Origin of the sequence: Stygiolobus sp. CP859M (assembly GCF_037389975.1) — an archaeon.
Lineage (GTDB): Archaea > Thermoproteota > Thermoprotei_A > Sulfolobales > Sulfolobaceae > Stygiolobus.
Genome location: NZ_JBBHKS010000019.1, coordinates 127,225 through 144,211 on the forward strand (window position 1 = coordinate 127,225; position 16,987 = coordinate 144,211).

23 protein-coding genes and 3 pseudogenes are annotated in these 16,987 nt (G+C 38.2%); 10 read left to right on the top strand and 16 right to left on the bottom strand.

What is annotated here, in order from left to right; translation table 11 throughout:
- Nucleotides 1–601: 601 nt before the first annotated feature.
- The 5 genes from csx1 to WIW72_RS09255 form a co-directional block, all read right to left on the bottom strand.
- Complete coding sequence (gene csx1 / locus WIW72_RS09235; protein ID WP_337721421.1) at nt 602–1,849, bottom strand: CRISPR-associated CARF protein Csx1; 1,248 nt, start codon at nt 1,847–1,849, stop codon at nt 602–604.
- 405 nt (nt 1,850–2,254) lie between these two features.
- A complete protein-coding gene (locus WIW72_RS09240; RefSeq protein WP_337721422.1) occupies nt 2,255–2,653 on the bottom strand; it encodes a type II toxin-antitoxin system VapC family toxin in 399 nt (132 codons plus the stop codon).
- A 60-nt stretch (nt 2,654–2,713) separates the two neighbouring features.
- Nucleotides 2,714–2,944 carry a CopG family transcriptional regulator gene (locus WIW72_RS09245; RefSeq protein WP_337702527.1) on the bottom strand — a complete coding sequence of 77 codons (231 nt, stop codon included), beginning with the start codon at nt 2,942–2,944 and terminating at the stop codon, nt 2,714–2,716.
- 254 nt (nt 2,945–3,198) lie between these two features.
- Nucleotides 3,199–3,339 (bottom strand): hypothetical protein, encoded by a 141-nt coding sequence (locus WIW72_RS09250; RefSeq protein WP_337702525.1) that lies wholly within the window; start codon nt 3,337–3,339, stop codon nt 3,199–3,201.
- Between the two features lie 5 nt (nt 3,340–3,344).
- A complete protein-coding gene (locus tag WIW72_RS09255; protein ID WP_337702523.1) occupies nt 3,345–3,614 on the bottom strand; it encodes a hypothetical protein in 270 nt (89 codons plus the stop codon).
- A gap of 71 nt (nt 3,615–3,685) precedes the next feature.
- Between WIW72_RS09255 and WIW72_RS09260 the strand changes: the two genes are divergently transcribed.
- Nucleotides 3,686–3,862, top strand: coding sequence for a hypothetical protein (locus WIW72_RS09260; protein ID WP_337702521.1), 177 nt, complete (start codon nt 3,686–3,688; stop codon nt 3,860–3,862).
- A gap of 380 nt (nt 3,863–4,242) precedes the next feature.
- Here WIW72_RS09260 and WIW72_RS09265 read toward each other — a convergent pair whose 3' ends face one another.
- From WIW72_RS09265 to WIW72_RS09285, 5 genes and pseudogenes are all read right to left on the bottom strand, one after another.
- Nucleotides 4,243–4,857 carry a conjugative plasmid protein (pARN3) gene (locus WIW72_RS09265; protein WP_337702519.1) on the bottom strand — a complete coding sequence of 205 codons (615 nt, stop codon included), beginning with the start codon at nt 4,855–4,857 and terminating at the stop codon, nt 4,243–4,245.
- A gap of 258 nt (nt 4,858–5,115) precedes the next feature.
- Nucleotides 5,116–5,823: an AAA family ATPase gene (locus tag WIW72_RS09270; protein ID WP_337702517.1), complete on the bottom strand. Its 708-nt coding sequence runs from the start codon at nt 5,821–5,823 to the stop codon at nt 5,116–5,118.
- Between the two features lie 106 nt (nt 5,824–5,929).
- A complete protein-coding gene (locus WIW72_RS09275) occupies nt 5,930–6,178 on the bottom strand; it encodes a hypothetical protein (RefSeq protein WP_337702515.1) in 249 nt (82 codons plus the stop codon).
- Nucleotides 6,179–6,306: 128 nt separating this feature from the next.
- Nucleotides 6,307–6,498: pseudogene (locus WIW72_RS09280) on the bottom strand (ATP-binding protein); the annotation flags it as partial.
- Between the two features lie 291 nt (nt 6,499–6,789).
- Nucleotides 6,790–7,596 (bottom strand): hypothetical protein, encoded by an 807-nt coding sequence (locus tag WIW72_RS09285; RefSeq protein ID WP_337702513.1) that lies wholly within the window; start codon nt 7,594–7,596, stop codon nt 6,790–6,792.
- 140 nt (nt 7,597–7,736) lie between these two features.
- Between WIW72_RS09285 and WIW72_RS09290 the strand changes: the two genes are divergently transcribed.
- Nucleotides 7,737–7,892 (top strand): hypothetical protein, encoded by a 156-nt coding sequence (locus tag WIW72_RS09290; RefSeq protein ID WP_337702511.1) that lies wholly within the window; start codon nt 7,737–7,739, stop codon nt 7,890–7,892.
- 621 nt (nt 7,893–8,513) lie between these two features.
- On the top strand, nt 8,514–9,704 hold the full coding sequence (locus tag WIW72_RS09295) for a hypothetical protein (protein ID WP_337702509.1): 1,191 nt from the start codon (nt 8,514–8,516) through the stop codon (nt 9,702–9,704).
- A 185-nt stretch (nt 9,705–9,889) separates the two neighbouring features.
- Here WIW72_RS09295 and WIW72_RS09300 read toward each other — a convergent pair whose 3' ends face one another.
- Nucleotides 9,890–11,746, bottom strand: coding sequence for an AAA family ATPase (locus WIW72_RS09300; protein ID WP_337702507.1), 1,857 nt, complete (start codon nt 11,744–11,746; stop codon nt 9,890–9,892).
- Nucleotides 11,747–12,006: 260 nt separating this feature from the next.
- On the opposite strand from WIW72_RS09300, the gene WIW72_RS09305 reads away from it, so the two are divergent.
- Together WIW72_RS09305 and WIW72_RS09310 are read left to right on the top strand one after the other, a co-directional pair.
- A complete protein-coding gene (locus WIW72_RS09305) occupies nt 12,007–12,195 on the top strand; it encodes a VapB-type antitoxin (RefSeq protein ID WP_337702505.1) in 189 nt (62 codons plus the stop codon).
- Nucleotides 12,192–12,566: a type II toxin-antitoxin system VapC family toxin gene (locus WIW72_RS09310; protein ID WP_337702503.1), complete on the top strand. Its 375-nt coding sequence runs from the start codon at nt 12,192–12,194 to the stop codon at nt 12,564–12,566. The genes WIW72_RS09305 and WIW72_RS09310 overlap by 4 nt, the downstream gene beginning before the upstream one ends.
- Here WIW72_RS09310 and WIW72_RS09315 read toward each other — a convergent pair.
- The 3 genes from WIW72_RS09315 to WIW72_RS09325 all read right to left on the bottom strand — a co-directional run bounded on the left by WIW72_RS09315 (nt 12,489) and on the right by WIW72_RS09325 (nt 13,612).
- Complete coding sequence (locus WIW72_RS09315) at nt 12,489–12,830, bottom strand: nucleotidyltransferase domain-containing protein (protein WP_337702501.1); 342 nt, start codon at nt 12,828–12,830, stop codon at nt 12,489–12,491. The genes WIW72_RS09310 and WIW72_RS09315 overlap by 78 nt on opposite strands.
- A complete protein-coding gene (locus WIW72_RS09320) occupies nt 12,811–13,182 on the bottom strand; it encodes a HEPN domain-containing protein (protein ID WP_337702499.1) in 372 nt (123 codons plus the stop codon). Before WIW72_RS09320 ends, WIW72_RS09315 begins: the two co-directional genes overlap by 20 nt.
- A 298-nt stretch (nt 13,183–13,480) precedes the next feature.
- Nucleotides 13,481–13,612, bottom strand: a complete 132-nt coding sequence (locus WIW72_RS09325; RefSeq protein ID WP_337702498.1) for a hypothetical protein — start codon at nt 13,610–13,612, stop codon at nt 13,481–13,483.
- 166 nt (nt 13,613–13,778) lie between these two features.
- On the opposite strand from WIW72_RS09325, the gene WIW72_RS09330 reads away from it, so the two are divergent.
- From WIW72_RS09330 to WIW72_RS09340, 3 genes are read left to right on the top strand one after another with little or no spacing between them, the layout of a single operon-like run.
- On the top strand, nt 13,779–14,180 hold the full coding sequence (locus WIW72_RS09330) for a nucleotidyltransferase family protein (RefSeq protein WP_337702496.1): 402 nt from the start codon (nt 13,779–13,781) through the stop codon (nt 14,178–14,180).
- Nucleotides 14,168–14,395 (top strand): hypothetical protein, encoded by a 228-nt coding sequence (locus WIW72_RS09335; protein WP_337702494.1) that lies wholly within the window; start codon nt 14,168–14,170, stop codon nt 14,393–14,395. Before WIW72_RS09330 ends, WIW72_RS09335 begins: the two co-directional genes overlap by 13 nt.
- Entirely contained in the window at nt 14,335–14,577 is a 243-nt protein-coding gene (locus WIW72_RS09340) for a HepT-like ribonuclease domain-containing protein (protein ID WP_337702492.1), read from the top strand. Before WIW72_RS09335 ends, WIW72_RS09340 begins: the two co-directional genes overlap by 61 nt.
- On the opposite strand, the gene WIW72_RS09345 is transcribed toward WIW72_RS09340, so the two are convergent.
- Nucleotides 14,574–15,272 carry a protein-L-isoaspartate O-methyltransferase family protein gene (locus WIW72_RS09345; RefSeq protein WP_337702490.1) on the bottom strand — a complete coding sequence of 233 codons (699 nt, stop codon included), beginning with the start codon at nt 15,270–15,272 and terminating at the stop codon, nt 14,574–14,576. The two genes, WIW72_RS09340 and WIW72_RS09345, sit on opposite strands and share 4 nt — an antisense overlap.
- A 469-nt stretch (nt 15,273–15,741) precedes the next feature.
- On the opposite strand from WIW72_RS09345, the pseudogene WIW72_RS09350 reads away from it, so the two are divergent.
- A pseudogene (locus tag WIW72_RS09350) lies at nt 15,742–15,912 on the top strand (type II toxin-antitoxin system RelE family toxin); the annotation flags it as partial.
- Here WIW72_RS09350 and WIW72_RS09355 read toward each other — a convergent pair.
- Nucleotides 15,869–16,012: a hypothetical protein gene (locus WIW72_RS09355; RefSeq protein ID WP_337702488.1), complete on the bottom strand. Its 144-nt coding sequence runs from the start codon at nt 16,010–16,012 to the stop codon at nt 15,869–15,871. The pseudogene WIW72_RS09350 and the gene WIW72_RS09355 overlap by 44 nt on opposite strands.
- Nucleotides 16,013–16,317: 305 nt before the next feature.
- On the opposite strand from WIW72_RS09355, the pseudogene WIW72_RS09360 reads away from it, so the two are divergent.
- Nucleotides 16,318–16,594, top strand: a pseudogene (locus tag WIW72_RS09360) (type II toxin-antitoxin system RelE family toxin).
- The last annotated feature ends 393 nt before the right edge of the window (nt 16,595–16,987 follow it).

Sequence of the window (16,987 nt, forward strand, 5' to 3'; positions counted from 1 at the left end):
CGGAAAACTTTGGAAGTGAGACTATAAATTAAAATAGTCGGGTACAGTTACAGTAGATGAAGAGGGAGGGTAGTGACACCAAATAGAAATCAGAAAAAAACTTGAAAGAGTGTATTAAGGTTGACATAAACTTGGGAAAAGATGGAAGAATACTAATAGCGTCAGACATTATCTGTTGAGGATATTTATGGTACTAATGGAGAGGAAAGCGCCAGAATCAAGGAGATAGAGGAGGCATTAGGTTTTGAAGAATGATTGATTCAAACGTACTTATTAATGTATTTTTCTCCGACCCTCCATACGGTGAAAAGGAAAAGAAGTTGTTGAAAATTGGGGAGGAAGATACGTACTTTTCTGCTTTGATTATCTCTCAACATCGGTGCACTCTGACGGAGAATTGGTCGAAGTGATTCCTTTATTTATCTTTGACCAAATGAAAAGGTTCCGGAATAGACGTAGCTATTTTAACAGCAAAGATTTTGATTGCTTTCTCATGAAGAGAATTTTAGTTCAATTAGAAGTAGAAGATTATTTTAATCGAGGGAATAAAAGGGTTGTACCTCCATTTAAGATTTTGTTTTGGGAATCGATGAAAATAGAATCAACCCAAATGCTTTTCCACATTTTCAATACAATCACCATAGCATACGCAGATATCGTCCCCGCATTTCCAAAGGAACGTCACGTTCTGCTCAAATCCGCCGTGAGCGATTAGATTCCTCTTATCCGCTGAGCATAGCTTAGGAGGCTTTTCAGAAAGAATTGTCGCGTAGAGCGTTTGAGAGTCAGGGATTTTACTCTTTGCTTTCTCTATTTTGCTAATTTCATTTAAAACAACGTATTTTACGGAGTCTGAAGTTGAGTAATTTTCAGCGATCTTACGAATTTCGCTTAATTTATTACTACCTTGTGCTATATGACTAGAAACCTTAAGTAATGAATGTAAATAACTCACCTCAATGGGAATATTCTCGCTGTAGATCACATTGCCGTTCTCAAAGTTTATCTGTAACGCGAAGTTGCTGAAGTCTAATTTCCTGAGGTTGTTCTCTACGACGTTCAAGCAGTTATTAATCTCGCTCTTCTTCGATATTAAATAGAGGAATATTCCTGAGGATAAGGCGTTTACGACGTGGTAAATGAAATCCGCATTGCACATGCTGGTGTTCGCATTCTCTGAACTCGCCTTAAGTGAATTGTATATCACTTTGAATACCTTATTTGTTATCACGTTTTTGCTTTCGCTTGACAAGAAAGGTAATAGGATTGAAGACAAAGCCTGTCTCACTGTAATTTTCTCAGAGTATATATCATCTATAGTGTAAGGACCTTGATTACCTCTGGTTACGGGTTCAGAGTCATATATTGTTAAATTAACTCCGTTCTTGTTATTTTCTACGACGTAAGTATATGTAGCAAGCTTTATCGCGTCTGTTGCCAACAAAGGCATGTAGTTAATCCCGTGGGTTATGTCTATGTAAATTTCGTCCGGTTTGCTCTCTTCAAGGATTTTTAAAGAATTGAAGTATATGAAATTAAAAAAGAGGGTGTTTTTCCTATCCTTTTGAATGAACCTCGTGCCGTAAATATTTGGAGCAATTAATAGGTCGAATTCATTGCCCAGCTTTTTAGTCACTTTTTGCGTTACTGAATTTTTGCAACAATTATAGTCATTACAGTTAGGGTCACATAAGCTTAGTCCGGCGTAAACTGCTATTTTATCGATGTTTAGTGCCTGGGATATTGCATAAAAGGAAGCGTAAGTATTGTACGGTCCTTTATCGTTTACTTTATACTCTACCTTATCGTAGTTCGAAGGGTCTCCTATAGGTGCAAAAAGAACCTTCATAGATTATAGTATAGTAAAAAACGATTCTTAAGAATTTCGGCTCGGCACACACTACGCGAAAGCCTCGATGATGATCTTGTAACTCCGTCAGAGCTAGAGACGTAGACCATTAGATAGCGTGGTGAAATGGTGAATCCGCTACTCCTAGAGTTATACTCATCTCCACGTGGGCTGTAGTAATTGTATAGGTCAGGATTGATGACTTTTGACCACACTAAATTGTTTAGAGGATTAATTTGTAAGTTTTCCTTTATCGACACCTCATGTCTTTCCGGTTTCCTTTAAGTTAATAGATTTAAACGATTTTTAGTTCTCAAGCTTTTCAAGGTGATTGAAAAGGCTAATATCTTAGATTTTATGGTAATTTCACTTTAACTAACTGAGAGTGATCTTTCTCTCCATGCGTTACGTCTCTCGCTTTATATCCTTAGCGGACAAAACTTTCAACTCCCTCTCTACTGCCTTCCTGAGCTTATTGTCCTCAGTGACCAAAGGCAAATCAAGCTTCCTTGCCAACCAAACGTAGGAAGCATCGTAAAAAGTTGTGCCATAATCCATTGCAATCTCCTCGGTCTCCATGCAGTTTACGTCCTCTAGGTTTATGGTATTCAGCACTTTGGAAATGAAAGAGAGTAATCTTAACCCTTCTTCTCTACTTATCCTCTTGAGAAGGAGTACCTCTTTCCAAACTATATTTCCCAGCTCGAACTTAGCCAGAAATACTGTATAATTTCCTCCAAGAAGTTCAATTTTACCCTTCATTAGCAGTGCATAAATTGATGAAGAATCAAAAACGTAACTCAAGCGTTATCTACCTAGGATTAAATAACGCGTGGCTCAAGTATTATCTCCATTAGTCTTTGTTTAACGCTCATCTCTGTCTTCTCTAATTTCTTTGATTACGTCCTCGACAGGTATTTTACGCAAAACTTCTTTAATTTCCTTCGCCTCCTTCTCTAGCTCTTTAGCTTTAGCCTTCTTTACTTCATTTACTAAAGCTCTCCTTATAACTTCTGCCTCGTCGATGTTATATTTTTCCAACTCCTCTTTCAGCTCTTCTGGGATCCTTACCGAGATTACTACACTCTTGCCCATAATTTAATATTGTCGTGTGAAGTTAAATAGTTTACTTTTTGTAAACACAGCTTCTTATATACAATGGCTCACTCAACGCATTCAACTCCAAACTGAAGGCAGTACTCTCTACTTCGAGTGCTACTTCACTGAATACGCTTAATGACAATTTTCCATCTAGCTCACAGTAAGATTTCACCCTTCTAACACAGTTGGTGATAAATGTGACGTTAATTACTCGTCAGTATTAGTTCAGGTAGGTTTTGAGTGACCTTTTATACAATGACAACCCTTGAGACCCCTAAGGCTAGTAGACCGGCAATAGGGCTTATCACCGCGTCCCCTGCCATATACGTTACAAACAAGTATAAAACCCTCTCTTGGTTATGTGTGAAGCAGAAAACTAAGGGTGCCATGAACCCTAGTTAGAGAACGGGTGGACGAAGGAGAAAGCAAAACCTAGCAGTAACCCCTCTACAATTGCACTTAGGTTCTGTTTATACTTATCGTCATATAAGACACCAAACAAGTTGCCCTTTGTGATGAATATAACGACATCCATGAATAAACCGTAGGTCAAAGCGTCCTCAATGAGCCATAAGGGTTCTTCCCTGAAGCCTAAGTGTAGGAAATCGCTTATCAAGTCGTAGACAGTGAACACAGCTATTCCGCTCCCTACTTTTCTTACCAAAGCGACTACGGTAAATGACGTAATTATCCTGAGAACCCCTCTCCACCTAGAATTTCAAAAATATGAAAATGATGCAAAAAAGAGTAGAGATAAACAACAACATCGGTGTGAGTATCCCTGAAGTTATTTATGAAAGGGATAAAGGCGTTATTTCAATCCTTCATCTCGTAAGAGAGAAAGCTGTAACGTCTTACTGCACGATAGAGTTCAGGGTTATTTATAGGGAGAGTGATCAGTCCCAGTCTTAACTCCATGTAATGCTAAGGGAGAACTTTGATGGAAATTCCACAAGCCCTCCATTAAGGCTAATGTACTTGCAATCCCAACAGAGAGCCTTTACGCTGTCAACATCACATCCTGATTTATCAGTCTAGCGGAAACCGGTTGGAAAGCTTTTCCGTCCTCAGTGACAATAATGAAGTGTTACCAGTAACAAAAAGTGAGAGCCCCAAATGTGTCAAGCAAGGTCGAATCGAAAGTGAGAGTTGAAAAACAGTTCTTAACTTTCAAGTCACAAGAGCTCCCTTTACTAGCGACTTTCAGGGTAATACTAAGCCGGTACCTCGAATTGCAATTCCTTATTTGCCCTCTTTCGAGGCTTTTTAAAAAAGAGGGAGAGATGACACAATTACTGTAAGATTAAGTTGTATTTAGTTTTTACGTAATTTAGCTTGTTGAAAGGGTCGTCTACGAACGGTATAGTTATTTCCCTACCGTCGGCAGTCATGACGCGCCAATCCCCTATCTCTTTGAATACTGGTCTAAGGACACTGTTAGCCACGTTTTCCTGCCTCACATTCGTTACAACTATAGTCTTTACAGAGTTCCACGGTACTATCAACTCTCCTTCAAGGGTGTTAGCGATCCTGCCGAACTTCCTTGCGGCTTTAACTAATTTTGCTATGGCATAGATACTTCCCGCTATTAAGCCGACACCGATCAGTACTAGTATCAAGTATGCACTTAAATACGGGGGCGAGACGTAGGGATATCTTAAACCAAACATTGTAAAACCAACTAGTAATATCCCAGCTACAGCTACAAAAGCGAAAAATATTATCCCTAACGTTATCCCCACTACGGCTGCAAAACCTCCTAACCTCTTCCTCCTATTCATCCTATAAATCCCGTCGTTTGTTGCCGCATAGAGAGGTACTAAAACCCTTCCGGGCATTAAGTCATACGTTGATTGTAAAGGGTTGAGGACTACTAACTCTCCGTAGTAGTTAAATTTTCTCCTCATTTATGATCATTTTCTCTCTCATTTTAAAATATATTTCTATTCGTTTCACACGTCCGGTTAAGTACTAGAAAATATTTTGTGTTATACCGTTCCCGGGTGGATAAGAACCCATGCTGACCAGTATAGACCCGTGTCTGCTCACCGATTATAACTATTCTACTCCAAAGAAAACGTCTTTTCCTTAAAAGGGTCCTTTACTACCGCCTTACTGTAATCTACGTATAGCTACTGTGCATACTTTTTTGGATAAGTGAGAGCTTACAGTTTATCATAGTCGATTTCTCTGAGAATCGGGTCGACTATTTCATAAACTCCTTCCTTTCTCTTTTCAATGAAGTTATTGTTTAGGAGGGACTCCAAGGCTAAGCTTAATTCTTTGTCATCTACGTTTCCTAACTTTATTTCCACCCCTCTCTTTATGTCTTTCCAAGTGTTTACTACCTTCAACACGCTCATTATTGTCGTGTATAACCGCTTGTTGCTTTTGCCCTCGAGGAAATGTTTGAACTCGTCGATCATTATCTTCTTACCTTCTTCGATTGTGGAAGACATCGAAGTTTCAAAGCTCATTTTTCTTACGGCGTAAAAGTTCCCAAATAGGGTCAACCATCCTACGACCCCATCTAACTTCTTGACGGCTTCGTCCTCTTTATCAAAACTGATATTCAACTCCTCCATACCTCTTCTGAGAAAATCCCTTGAAGTTTCTTCATCAAAAGGTCTCAGGTTTAATAAGACCGGTGGCCTACCGTGAAGCGGGGACGAAGACGAAGGGTTTGACAACGCTCTGACCACTCCGATATAGGAACCGGAGAATATGAACCTTATTTTAGGGTTAGAAGCGAAAACGTTTCCCAGCACTTCGAGGAATTGCCTACTTGCTTGAGAGACCTCTTGAATCTCATCGAGGCCCATCACTGCGTCCTCCTCGATCGAATTAAAAAGTTCTATTAAGCTATTGACCACTTTTGCACCCCTTTTTAGTTCTATCCCAGCAGAGCCTATAATGAAATTCAACTTAACAGCGACCTTGAAACTAGGCTTACTATTATTTATTTCCGATAGGATTACTTTAACTGACTTCCTCCCCGCCCTGGAAGGGTCGAGGGTTCCCTTCCAGAGGGCTCATCGTTCCCACCATCGATTCGGGATTACATCTCTCATCTGGTGAGCAGTCGAGTGGCTCAGAGAACCACTCCCATTTAAAAGGGGGACTTTCATTGCTAAGCTCTAGTCCCTTGAAGGAAGGAGATAACGGTTGCTCCTCCCACAGTCCCATTAAGCCCTCAATCGAGCTGGAGAGGAGCGTCATTAGCGTCACTAAAAGAAATTTTCACAAAGAAGTATTTAAATATAAGGGGCTATCCATCCCTTGACAAGGCTTTCCGCCCCCTTAACCCCCTTTCTTTGTAATGAACTAAAATTCCTGACTTCCCTCAGCTTGACTTAAATACCCTTGAACCCATAATTTTTCTTCATCTCGTTTATTATGACTTTCATCAAACTGGTCTTACCTATCTCTCTCTGTCCTCCAATTGTCAACCAATTCTTCGATAACAGTTGTGATATAGCGTAATCAATCTCTTTGTCCCTTCCGAATAACTCCTTTCTGTCCTCTTTCGGGTGGAGGTCGAACAACAACTGTACCCACTACAGTTACTGAAGTGAGTACAGTTAAAAACCTTATCCCGACAACAAGCTTGGGGCTTTATCCGCTCGAAATGTCAAATGAAGTGTTTCCGGAAAGAGGAAATGGGTGATCCCGGTTTAAGTTCTCCCCTTCGTGAAGTGTTAGGATAATGCGTAGTTCAACAGTCACGTATTAGATGTTATCGATCGGTCTAACCGAAAATCCGGTCTTAAAAATTGTTACTCGCTAACTAAAACCGAAGATAGTTAGTTAATAAGTGTGATTTTTCTATCCATTTCCAATTAAATTACTAGTACTCCTGATCCCTTAGCGTAACCCCTAACGGTCTTATTTATTTTTGAACCCGTTAATACGGGGTAAACTTCCCTCCCCAACTCTTCTTTTAGAACTTTAGTCTTATTGAGTAGGTCGTCTACGTCACTCACCTCAGCCCTAAGTTTTATCTCTACGGCGTAAACTTTAGCGGAAGTTTCGATTACAGCGTCTATTTCTCCCAATGACGTTTCGTAATGCCTGTAAACGCTTATTACCTTCTCGCCGTTACTTTGTAAATAGTCAACGAAGTTCTTAACGTAGACTTCCTCAGCCACTAAGCCCAAATCACTCCTAGTAGCCTCAACTTTCCTATCGACTTCCTTAATCTTGGTTTCGAGGTCTGTTTTTACTCTCTGGATCTCGTCCTTAAGCTCTTGTTTCACTTTCTCATCATTTGCTAACAGCTCTTGCTTGACCTTCTCAACATATGCTAGCAGTTCCTGCTTAATTTTTTCATCATTTGCTAACAGCTCTTGCTTGACCTTCTCAACATGTGCTAGCAGTTCCTGCTTAATTTTTTCATCATTTGCTAACAGCTCTTGCTTGACCTTCTCGTCATTAACCAATAGTTCCTCTCTGGTTTTCCTAATTTCATCCCTCAGGTTCCTCTCAAGGTCGCCTAACCTCCTTTCAAGATATTCGTAGAGCACTTGGTTAGAAGCGTAATTAGTGATCACTTGAGTTTCTAAAGCGTTAAGTTCCTTCCCAGCCCTTATCTTCTGAACAATGTTGTTAATGAAATCATCAAACCACTTTTTTACTTCCTCTGACATAAGATAAAGTTCGTGTGGGGGTTAAAAAATAATGCGTAAATCGTTACGATTTTGCGTGTTAAGAACGTGTTTAACCAGCGTGATAGGGAATCTAGGACGATATATTTTTGATCAAATCTACCGGAAACGGGGAGAAAGTCTTGAACGATTATAAGGCATTACGAAATACCTCGTTAACACCACCGAGTTATATTCATGCTCTTCACAAAGAGAAGTTACCCTCGATGATAGAAACCGGGGATGAGGGGATTGATGAGGGTCAGAGTCGACCTATGAAAGGTCTCCTGGCAATTTGACCCCCCCCCCCCAGCCTTCGTAATCGATGGGAGCCGGTGTTATTCCATAAAGGGTAGGAGATGAACAAGTTTTCTCCGACTCTGATGGAGTCTAAGAGTCAAATTCACGTAAGAACTTTCTATCTACAAGTAGTTTGGGCGGGATCATCTCTCTCCTCTTCATTTGATTCTTGTAGGTAGGCAATTGATTTTCATAAAATTTAGTTTAGGGAAGAAAAGCTTAATAGTTAGATAAGATAATAGTAAATTCGGATGAGGGGGTCGGGTCAGACCAAGGGGCTCCTATCATAGGTCAACTCGTGTTGTGTACATCATCCCCTCATCCACGATTTCCGCTTCTGTAAAAGCAGATTTAAAATCTTTTCCGTTTTTATCTTTATACTATTATTATCTCGTTAGGAATAACAGTTGTAGCGATGATAATTGTAGCAAAGATAATAGTTTCCTACGTGGTAGGAAGCATAATAATATTATAATTCCAAAGAAGGATTATCAACCCGTTTACAGCAAGGTTGTCATAAGAAAAGTGGGCTAATGTAAACATTTTCACCCGCTGTTAATCAACGCCCGAAGTGTGTCTCTCAATCAAAAATTAATAAAGCCTGAATGTAAAAAAGCTATGTGAACGAGAGGGACAGAGCGTTAATAGAAAAAGTCGGATATTATTACTTACAGTACAAGGGAGTTATAGATATTGAGAAACTATTACAGATTCTGGATCTCTCACAAGAACTCCAAGTAAATAATGAGCTTCTTAATTATATCCACTACTATATCCTCTATCTGGTAACAAGGGATAGCGTAAAATCGGCTAATGAAGCCTTAAGAGAGAGATTAACCTATAAGGAATTTTCGGTAGAATACTCTCAGGAACTGTACGGTCAATTGGACGTAGCTAGGACTATAATAGTTTATCCGCTACTCGTTTACTACGACTTCAAAGAGGGCTACAACGCCCCAGAATACGGGACATTAGGTTATCTTCTAAGGAGGATTTACGAAATAGTAAGTGAAAAGAGAGAAGGGATAAAAATAATTGAGCCTCACCCATATTTTAATTTCTTAAAGGATTTCGATAGGCTGTTTTCGGAGTTAAACTCGGTTAAGGACATCTTCCCGGAAGGCTATTACAGAGACCCGTCCTATACAGACCCTCTGTGGCTTATAAGGACGTACAAAGCCTACATCTTAGCTAAGAAGTTAGAGGACATAAGAATAGGGGAAGGAGGTGAAAAAGGTGATAGAGAATTAATAAAATTCCTAAAGTGGAAGCTCTATGAACTTTACGTTTTCTACCTTGTGGTAACATATCTGTGGAGGAATGGATTCGAGATCGTAAAAGAAGATGAAAAAAGGTATTATGCGGTAAAGAAAAACAATAAGGTTAAATTAGTTTTCAACGCCTCCTTATCCAACTCTACGTTGAGGAAAGTAGACGACCTGCAGAAGATAGACAAGTACAAGGGTAGACCGGACTTGTCGCTTGTTAACGAGAAGCCTATAATATTTGAATGTAAGTATTCTCAGAAAGTTGGTTATATAACGATGGGCAGGTTCAAAGTCATGGCATATACTTACGAGTACCAACCGTCGGCCTCTGTCCTCGTTTACCCCGGGTTAGATAAACGGGGAGTAGACTACGACGATGAGGACTCAGCTACGAGGGAACTTGATAGAAGAGCTAAAGAGAGAGGACTTATTGACTTCTGGTACAATTCCAATTTAATTTACATTGCTATAATTGACCCACTAAAAGACGACGATGAGTACAATTTAAGGATCATAGGTGAAATTTTGAAAAAGTTAGTTTGAAAAAGAGGGGTTAACACTTATAAGTCATTTTCGCTTACATCGGCAACTTCCTCCGGCTTTACGCCAGCCTCTTTTAAGACCCTTTTCATCACTTCTTCAGACGGGAATACTACTATCGTCTCTCTAACTTTTTTCACAATCATAATGCTAATTGTGAGGTAAAAGATAGGGTGAGCAGTGCAAAATTATTTCCTAAGTTCCTTTATGCACTCTTCTTTTATCTCTTCATATTCGCTTATTTTTTCTTTATTTAGAGTACCTAAGGTGAGCTTGACTATTTCGGCAAAGTCGTCAATACTACGTTTACTTAACTCTGAGTAAATAGCTAAAGAATTCTTAACACTAGCCGGAGATATGTTAAAGCTAGTTAACTCCATAAACGTTGACCTACTAGCCTTTCTCTTCTGGCTGAACTTTTCCCTTACACAACCCACAAACTTAATGATTTGTTCTCTCTCGTCATCCTGCAAATTAAAGTTAGGCAAGACCTTAACCAAGTCCTCAGTAGAAGTGGGATAGGGTAAATAAAACGAAACGAATCTCCTCACTAAGGCATCTCCTACGTAAAATAAGTTCCTCGCATCTACTAAGTTCATCGTAGCTATCATCCTTATCCTTCTTAAAGGTTCGTCCTCTCTACCCTTTTCCTTCAAGTCATTATAAATCAGCAAGAATTCCCTAGCATACTCATCAACTCTGTCACCGTAACTCTCGATCTCCTCAACCAAACTACTCGGTACAAACCATTCTTCAGGATTATTGCTTGAGAATATGGTAAATAACTCACCGAAAGCCTTGTCGACATCAGCGCGGTTGATCTCGTCTACAATAACGTAATAATTACCGTCAATAATCCTTGAAGCCCTCACATAGGCTTGGACTAACAAACCACTTTTCCAGTAAACGGAACCGCTAATAAAGCTCTCCCCGCCGACCAAGTTTCTTCTGAACCACAAAGAGTTGGCCGTAAAGACAGAAAAACACTCATCGTTGTTATCTGTCAAACCCTTGACCACTCTCAAGGCTAAACTGGTCTTACCTACACCGGGTGGGCCGATAAGTAAAACATTTCCTATCTTTAGTGCAGCCTTCAATGTTTCCACGTCTACACTTGTGTAAAAATCATGTAAATCCACTTCCCCTTTCCCGATACACTTCACTCCTTCAGTCTTTTGTACTAACAAGTCTTGAACTTTGGGTAGATTGACTTGTAAACCGTGTTTACCCAGTGCGGTAAGGTAATTCTGATATAAATCAAGGACGACCTCGTCCATTCGTACTCCTTTTAACTCTCTCCACAGTCTTTTCAGCCTGTAGAAAACGGAGTTAATGAAGCCTAGTGCTTCGCTATCACTTAACGTGTAACTGTATAGTGCTAACTTTTTGTAAAATTCGGTAGTTTGAAAGCTTATAGGAGCCCCGGATTTCAACTCCTTATCCTCCGGAAGCATATTTATGAATTGGGCCAAAGCGATTGGGTAAAGCATATTGTTAAAGAATGTGTATTTCCTGCTGTCACGTGACTCGTTCATAATTTCCTCTATGAACTGCTTATCCCTTGAATTGTCTTTCAGTTTCTCAAACGGGTCTATTCCCCTTTGAGAATATGAATAATAAAAGGGCAATAGACGGTAAACGTCGAGTAATGCCCGTGTCCCTCGTATATAGTCGGTTAAGTCCAAATCGTATTTCCATGCCAAGAAAAAACCTAAGGCTAAATTTTTAGTTACTTCAAACGGATCTTGAGTACTTAAAACTTCGTACGCTGATTCGAAGAAACTTTTAACATCGCTATTCGCGTTGTCTGGAATGAACAGTACGTAATTGTAACTTCGATGCAGTTCTTCGACAAATCCCTTTATGTCATTGCGCTTTTCCTTTAACGAGTAAGTAAAAGCTAAACCCAGAACTTTTATAGCATTGACCTTTATTTCGCACTCTTTAGGAACGTAACCACTAATGTTAAACACGTCTACTTTTGCGTAACCGTTAATATTGGAAGTAGAGAAATCACCGCATAATTTCTTTAGATCGATGGGCATCTAAGAAAATACTTAATCACACTTTAAAAATTATTTAGTGAACATTATCGGCCAGTAATGAGATAAATAGGATGTATAAAATACCACTCAATATCCTATCCCTTTCACTCCTTGACAAGGATGGGGAAAGTCTCGGTTTAAATGTCTTTTTGATCTCTTCATATCATACCAGAGTAAGGTATCTTGTTTCTTGAGTAATATTATGGTATGAGGATAGTAACACTTAAGGTAAAGGACGAGTACTAGATATAGCTGAAAAAATGGTAGAGATGGGTATCGCTAAGTCAAGAAATGAAGCATTTAATATTATTATTGCTTACGGAGTGAGTAGGGCTAAAGAAGAGTTAAAGAAGAAGGAAAAAATCAAAGAACTAACTGAAAAATGGTTAAAAGAAGGGATACCTTTCGAGCTACCGACTTCTGAAGACTTATTAAGGGAAAGGGAATGAAATATTATATCGATAGCAGTATTATAATAGCTCTAATTAACGAGAAAGATCCGAACCACGAAAAAGCTATTGCAAATTATCCCAAAGACGGAGAAAAGGTAATAAGCAAGCTTGTAGTTGCTGAACTTTATTCTGTCTTTTCGCGAACTCTTAAACTCTCAGAAGAAGAGCTTAATGCCCTCGTAGGTTATGCTCTAGAGAAATGTGGTTGTAAAGTAGAGGATGTAGAATTCAATAGAGTATTCGACCTTGCCTTGAGGATAAGTAACAGAGTGAAATTAAAGACATTCAGTTTAAAACTCCTCATAAACATCAATAAACTTCTTATACCACTCCTCATACTCCTTTCTGGTAACAACGTGAAGTTCTAATGGGTCTCCAAACCCTATTTTCTCCTTAATTTTAGAAGAAATTTGAGCCTTATCCCATATAGTCTTACCTTTTTCAGTTATTATCAGAACGTCTATGTCACTATCAACTCTATAATTCCCCCTTGCAACTGAGCCGAATAGAATTACCCTACACTCTTTGTCGATTTCCTCAACACAAATCCTCTTAATCTCCCTAACGTAATCTCTCGCGTGAGCCAAAATCTCCTTCCTTTTATTCCACCACTTATATAATTCCCAAAACATGTAAAATCCCCCTAACTACATTTAATGTTTTCTCAACGGTGTTTTTATCATATTTATAGGGTAAATACCTCGACGCAATGTACGATTGTTCTAGCACGTCAAGAACCACGTACTCCTCCCTCATTATCTTTTCCAATTCTTTATTTTTTGACAATTCAACTACTTGACTTAAGAGCTTCTTTATATCATGGGTTTTCTCAAAACCACCTGTTAGTTGATATAAAGTGTATTTCAACGAAAGTTGTAACGCTTGCTCAAGATTAAACATCGCTAAATTGTACTTACCCTTCCTCAAGTTTTCCTCAGCCTCTTCAAAGAAATCAACCGCGTTCTCTCTTAAATACTCAGCCATAATTATATTTCAGCTAAATCAAAAATAAAAACTGTAAGTGGTTTAGAGTTGAAACTTAGATTAACATTAATATGAGCGGTGAAGTATGAAAGGGATGCTGACGTGATATCGGTGATTTTGGCTGAAAAAACATAAGAGCGTTAAGGCGCTATAACTCACTACTCATATTAACCATTCGATATTACAATCAGCCGCCTTACTAAAAATTTTATAGAAAGATAGTTCGTCTCCTTGCCTTACTATTCTATAATGTCACGGAGCTATATAAGTCTTTTCTTGCTTTAGTCCTACTCACTTTTCATCCGTAATAGTCTGTCAAAGCCTTCCTTGCTTTCTTTTGTGTAAGCAATCGGTTAGTCGGCATCGCTAAAAGTACAATTGCAGTGTCTACTGCAGCCATTAAAGTTCCTAACGATGAAACAAGGGGCACAATTTTCTGGTTCGTAGTTAGCAATGTTAAAGAAGTTAATTCAAGGTCAACTTTTAATTCGGTTCATACTACCTACTATTATTCTACGTTAAGAAAGATAAGCCTTTGAAAGAGCATTAAAAACTTTCATAGAACCTCTTTTTAATTCCCCATACTATCATAATATGTGAACTTACAAGATTACTTAGATAAGCTGAAAGCTTTCAATTGGAAGGATTATAATATATATTACGCCGTGTTATTCGGCTCTCTAGCTAAGAAAGGGAAAGGTAATGACATTGATATTGCAGTAGAATTTAAAGAGTTAAGCTTTGATGATTACATGAAATTATGGAAGGATCTCTCAGATTACTTGGATACGGAAAAGATAGATCTTGTTTCAATAGATGATAATACCAGTTGTTACTTAATTCATGAGGTATTTAATTACGGTCTAATTCTTTATAAAGAAGACTGGTCGAGAGATCACAGGAGAGCAGTAGTTTGTGAGGATTTCTTAATAGATGCTAAAAAATTGGATTTAGTAGGAAGGGAAGTTAGAGCGGTGATGAGAGAATGGCAATCTTAGATAAACTACTTGAGGACCTTAAAGATTACACTAGCAAATTAGATGAAGTTAATAATGTAGATTTAGATAACTGGTTTAACTTATTTGCGATACTTCACTTGCTTCAAGTCCAAGCTCAGTCATTCATTTACTTAGTTCAAACACTCTTACGAATATGGGAATATCAAGCCAAGGATATAGAGATTCTAAAAGAAAGCTTTATGAGAAAAACTTGATAACTGCTGAAGAAAGGGATTTTTTAATTTCCGTGGTTGGATTTAGGAACATTATTGTTTACGAATATGCAACAGTTAATCCCATTTTCGTTAAGAAGATAATAAAAAATAAGGAATATAGAAGATTACTCGAAATAGCCTACAATTTGAGGGAGAAAGCTAAGAATTATTGGGATTGTTAAACTTTCTTTTCCAACCTACTTAGTATTGACTTCACTTGCCTTTCCAACCTACTGAGCCTGCTCTCCACGTCGTCCTCGTAATCGTCATAAAAGCCAAAAAGCCCTCTAATTCTTGAAAATACAACTTCTCCAAGATTTTCGAGAGCAGGACTGTGACCTTTCTTGACTACCTTGTAAAGTTTCTGTACCCTCCCTACACCTATAGGCAAAATCATTATTCCTCCTTCTCTAAGCTGTTCGTAAGGTTTACATAAGAGAGTAGGTGCAGAGGCCCAGGCTATCACTCTATCAAAGGGCTTCTCTTCTTCATGTCCTAACGTTCCGTCGCCTAATACTAACTTTATGTTTTGGTACTCGGTAAGTAATCTAGAAGAGTATTTATACATTTCATCGTTAATTTCTATACTAACAACCTTGTCAACAATTTCCGCAATTAATACAGTATAATAACCTATCCCTGTTCCTATTTCTAGGACCTTTTGGCCTTTGTGCAAGTCTAATTCATCAAGCATATAGATTCCTAAACTTAACGCAGTAGTATTTATTCCGGGTAAAATAGGTAAAGCTTCATCAACGTGAGTATAGGCATAACTCCTTAGATTCTCCGGCAAGAACTTTGCTCTATCAACCTTCTTGAACGCTTCGGCTAGCTCTGGGTTCTTAATCTTCCTAAGAATTTCCTCCTTTTCGGTCATAAGTACAATAAGATTTAGTAGAAATAAAGGTTTAGCCATTTCATGAAGGTATTAAATAAATTGACATTACTTTCAAACATGCAATTGGGTATTATTTCAAACCAAAGAACATAAACCATTATACATGGGACTTCGATAGTATGGTTTCCTGTGCCAAAATTTGATTCTCCATTTATCTTTACTAAATTACTAGATGAGAAAGGGGAAATTCTCTATACTTCCTGAGAAAAAGAGAGCACTAAACAGTATTATGAGCACCCACTAGTTTTAACTACTGAAGTAAAAACAGAAATAGGAGGTTCTTTAAAGATCATCGATTTACTACCTCTGGGAGAGACTGTAATAATAAGGAAAGTGGAAAGTGACGTACCCTTTACAGTAGTTTTCAAACCGGCTTTTAAATATGCACGTTATAGGCCAACAATATTAAGGGATAGATTCGTTAACTCTAAGGGAAGAGATTGCGTAGGATAACCCCTTCAAATATTCCAGGGAAAAGTTAGGAAAGGATAAGCATGGCAATTCAATGTTCTGCATAGAAGTAACTGGAGATATAAGGATACTTTATAGCGTTGATCCGAAAAATTGTATAGTTTTCATTTGGGAGATTGGGTCTCATAAGAAGGTTTACCGACGTTAGTTCTCTCCTTAGCTTTCTTTTCCGCAATCTCCTTAAGCTTAATTACTTCATCTTTACTTAACTCCACATAATAATATTCTCCGTCTTTTCCGCTCCTCATATGTACAAACTCTACAAAGAGGTTATTAAAACGATATGCTAATCGAATTCTCTTATCGAATTTTGAAAAATTGTTAAGTAAGCAGTATAAGTGCATATGTGGGATCCCGGCTTTCTATTCTCGTTAGAAAAATTGTATAAACTCTCCAGCCTACCACAAAAATTTCAACCTCAAGCTCTACACTCTCTGGTCTAGGGTTGCTTAGTATTTAGCTTATATTTAAGATAATATACGAAAAGAGAAAATTTTTAAATACGTTTCCTAAATCTTTTAATGTGGTTTGCGAGAAGTGGGAATTGAAATTCATGATGAAGAAAGTTAAGGAAGCTAGAGATTTGGCTAGATTTGTTGCCAGAGAATTCTCCAATTTGGAATATCTCATGTTAATTGTCGATAAACTTGAATTGATAAAAGAAAATCCTGTTAAATACTCCAGAGAGAAATTAGGAAAAGATGTGTACGGTAATCCAATGTTTTCCCTAGAAGTAACTGGAGATATAAGGATACTTTACAGTGTGGACTCAAAAAATAGCTTTCATTTGGGAGATCGGGTCTCACAAGGACGTTTACGGTCGGGATTAAGCTCATAATAAGCCTCAATCAACATCTTCCTAAACTCTTCTAAATCCTCCTTACTTTCAATTACTAAGTAACCTTCTCCCTTTTCATCCCTATCTTCAATTCTCATATATGTATATTTGCTACTAGGCATTAAAAAAGGATATGCTGATTACTCTCATTGAATTTTGAAAAAATTGAGCAAAGAATGAGGTTGGATCCTAACGTTAAACTTACGCCTTCCTCTAGGTCGGGGATGAATAGCCCTTATCATTTAGTCAGGGTAAGATTACTATGTAACAGCAGTTATGGGAATCTTAGGGAGGTAATACCAAGAAGTCGGTATTAGCGAGAAGTTTTTAATTTTAGACGTCTTCATACTGAAAAGATGTCAAACGGAAAAGGACAAATCGAGTT

Coding starts and splice junctions, on each gene's coding strand:
- csx1 (WP_337721421.1), bottom strand. CDS start 1,849: ATGAAGGTTCTTTTTGCACCTATAGGAGACCCTTCGAACTACGATAAG.
- WIW72_RS09245 (WP_337702527.1), bottom strand. CDS start 2,944: ATGGGCAAGAGTGTAGTAATCTCGGTAAGGATCCCAGAAGAGCTGAAA.
- WIW72_RS09250 (WP_337702525.1), bottom strand. CDS start 3,339: ATGGCACCCTTAGTTTTCTGCTTCACACATAACCAAGAGAGGGTTTTA.
- WIW72_RS09260 (WP_337702521.1), top strand. CDS start 3,686: ATGCAAAAAAGAGTAGAGATAAACAACAACATCGGTGTGAGTATCCCT.
- WIW72_RS09265 (WP_337702519.1), bottom strand. CDS start 4,857: ATGAGGAGAAAATTTAACTACTACGGAGAGTTAGTAGTCCTCAACCCT.
- WIW72_RS09285 (WP_337702513.1), bottom strand. CDS start 7,596: ATGTCAGAGGAAGTAAAAAAGTGGTTTGATGATTTCATTAACAACATT.
- WIW72_RS09300 (WP_337702507.1), bottom strand. CDS start 11,746: ATGCCCATCGATCTAAAGAAATTATGCGGTGATTTCTCTACTTCCAAT.
- WIW72_RS09305 (WP_337702505.1), top strand. CDS start 12,007: ATGGTAGAGATGGGTATCGCTAAGTCAAGAAATGAAGCATTTAATATT.
- WIW72_RS09310 (WP_337702503.1), top strand. CDS start 12,192: ATGAAATATTATATCGATAGCAGTATTATAATAGCTCTAATTAACGAG.
- WIW72_RS09315 (WP_337702501.1), bottom strand. CDS start 12,830: ATGTTTTGGGAATTATATAAGTGGTGGAATAAAAGGAAGGAGATTTTG.
- WIW72_RS09320 (WP_337702499.1), bottom strand. CDS start 13,182: ATGGCTGAGTATTTAAGAGAGAACGCGGTTGATTTCTTTGAAGAGGCT.
- WIW72_RS09335 (WP_337702494.1), top strand. CDS start 14,168: ATGGCAATCTTAGATAAACTACTTGAGGACCTTAAAGATTACACTAGC.
- WIW72_RS09340 (WP_337702492.1), top strand. CDS start 14,335: ATGGGAATATCAAGCCAAGGATATAGAGATTCTAAAAGAAAGCTTTAT.
- WIW72_RS09345 (WP_337702490.1), bottom strand. CDS start 15,272: ATGACCGAAAAGGAGGAAATTCTTAGGAAGATTAAGAACCCAGAGCTA.
- WIW72_RS09355 (WP_337702488.1), bottom strand. CDS start 16,012: ATGAGGAGCGGAAAAGACGGAGAATATTATTATGTGGAGTTAAGTAAA.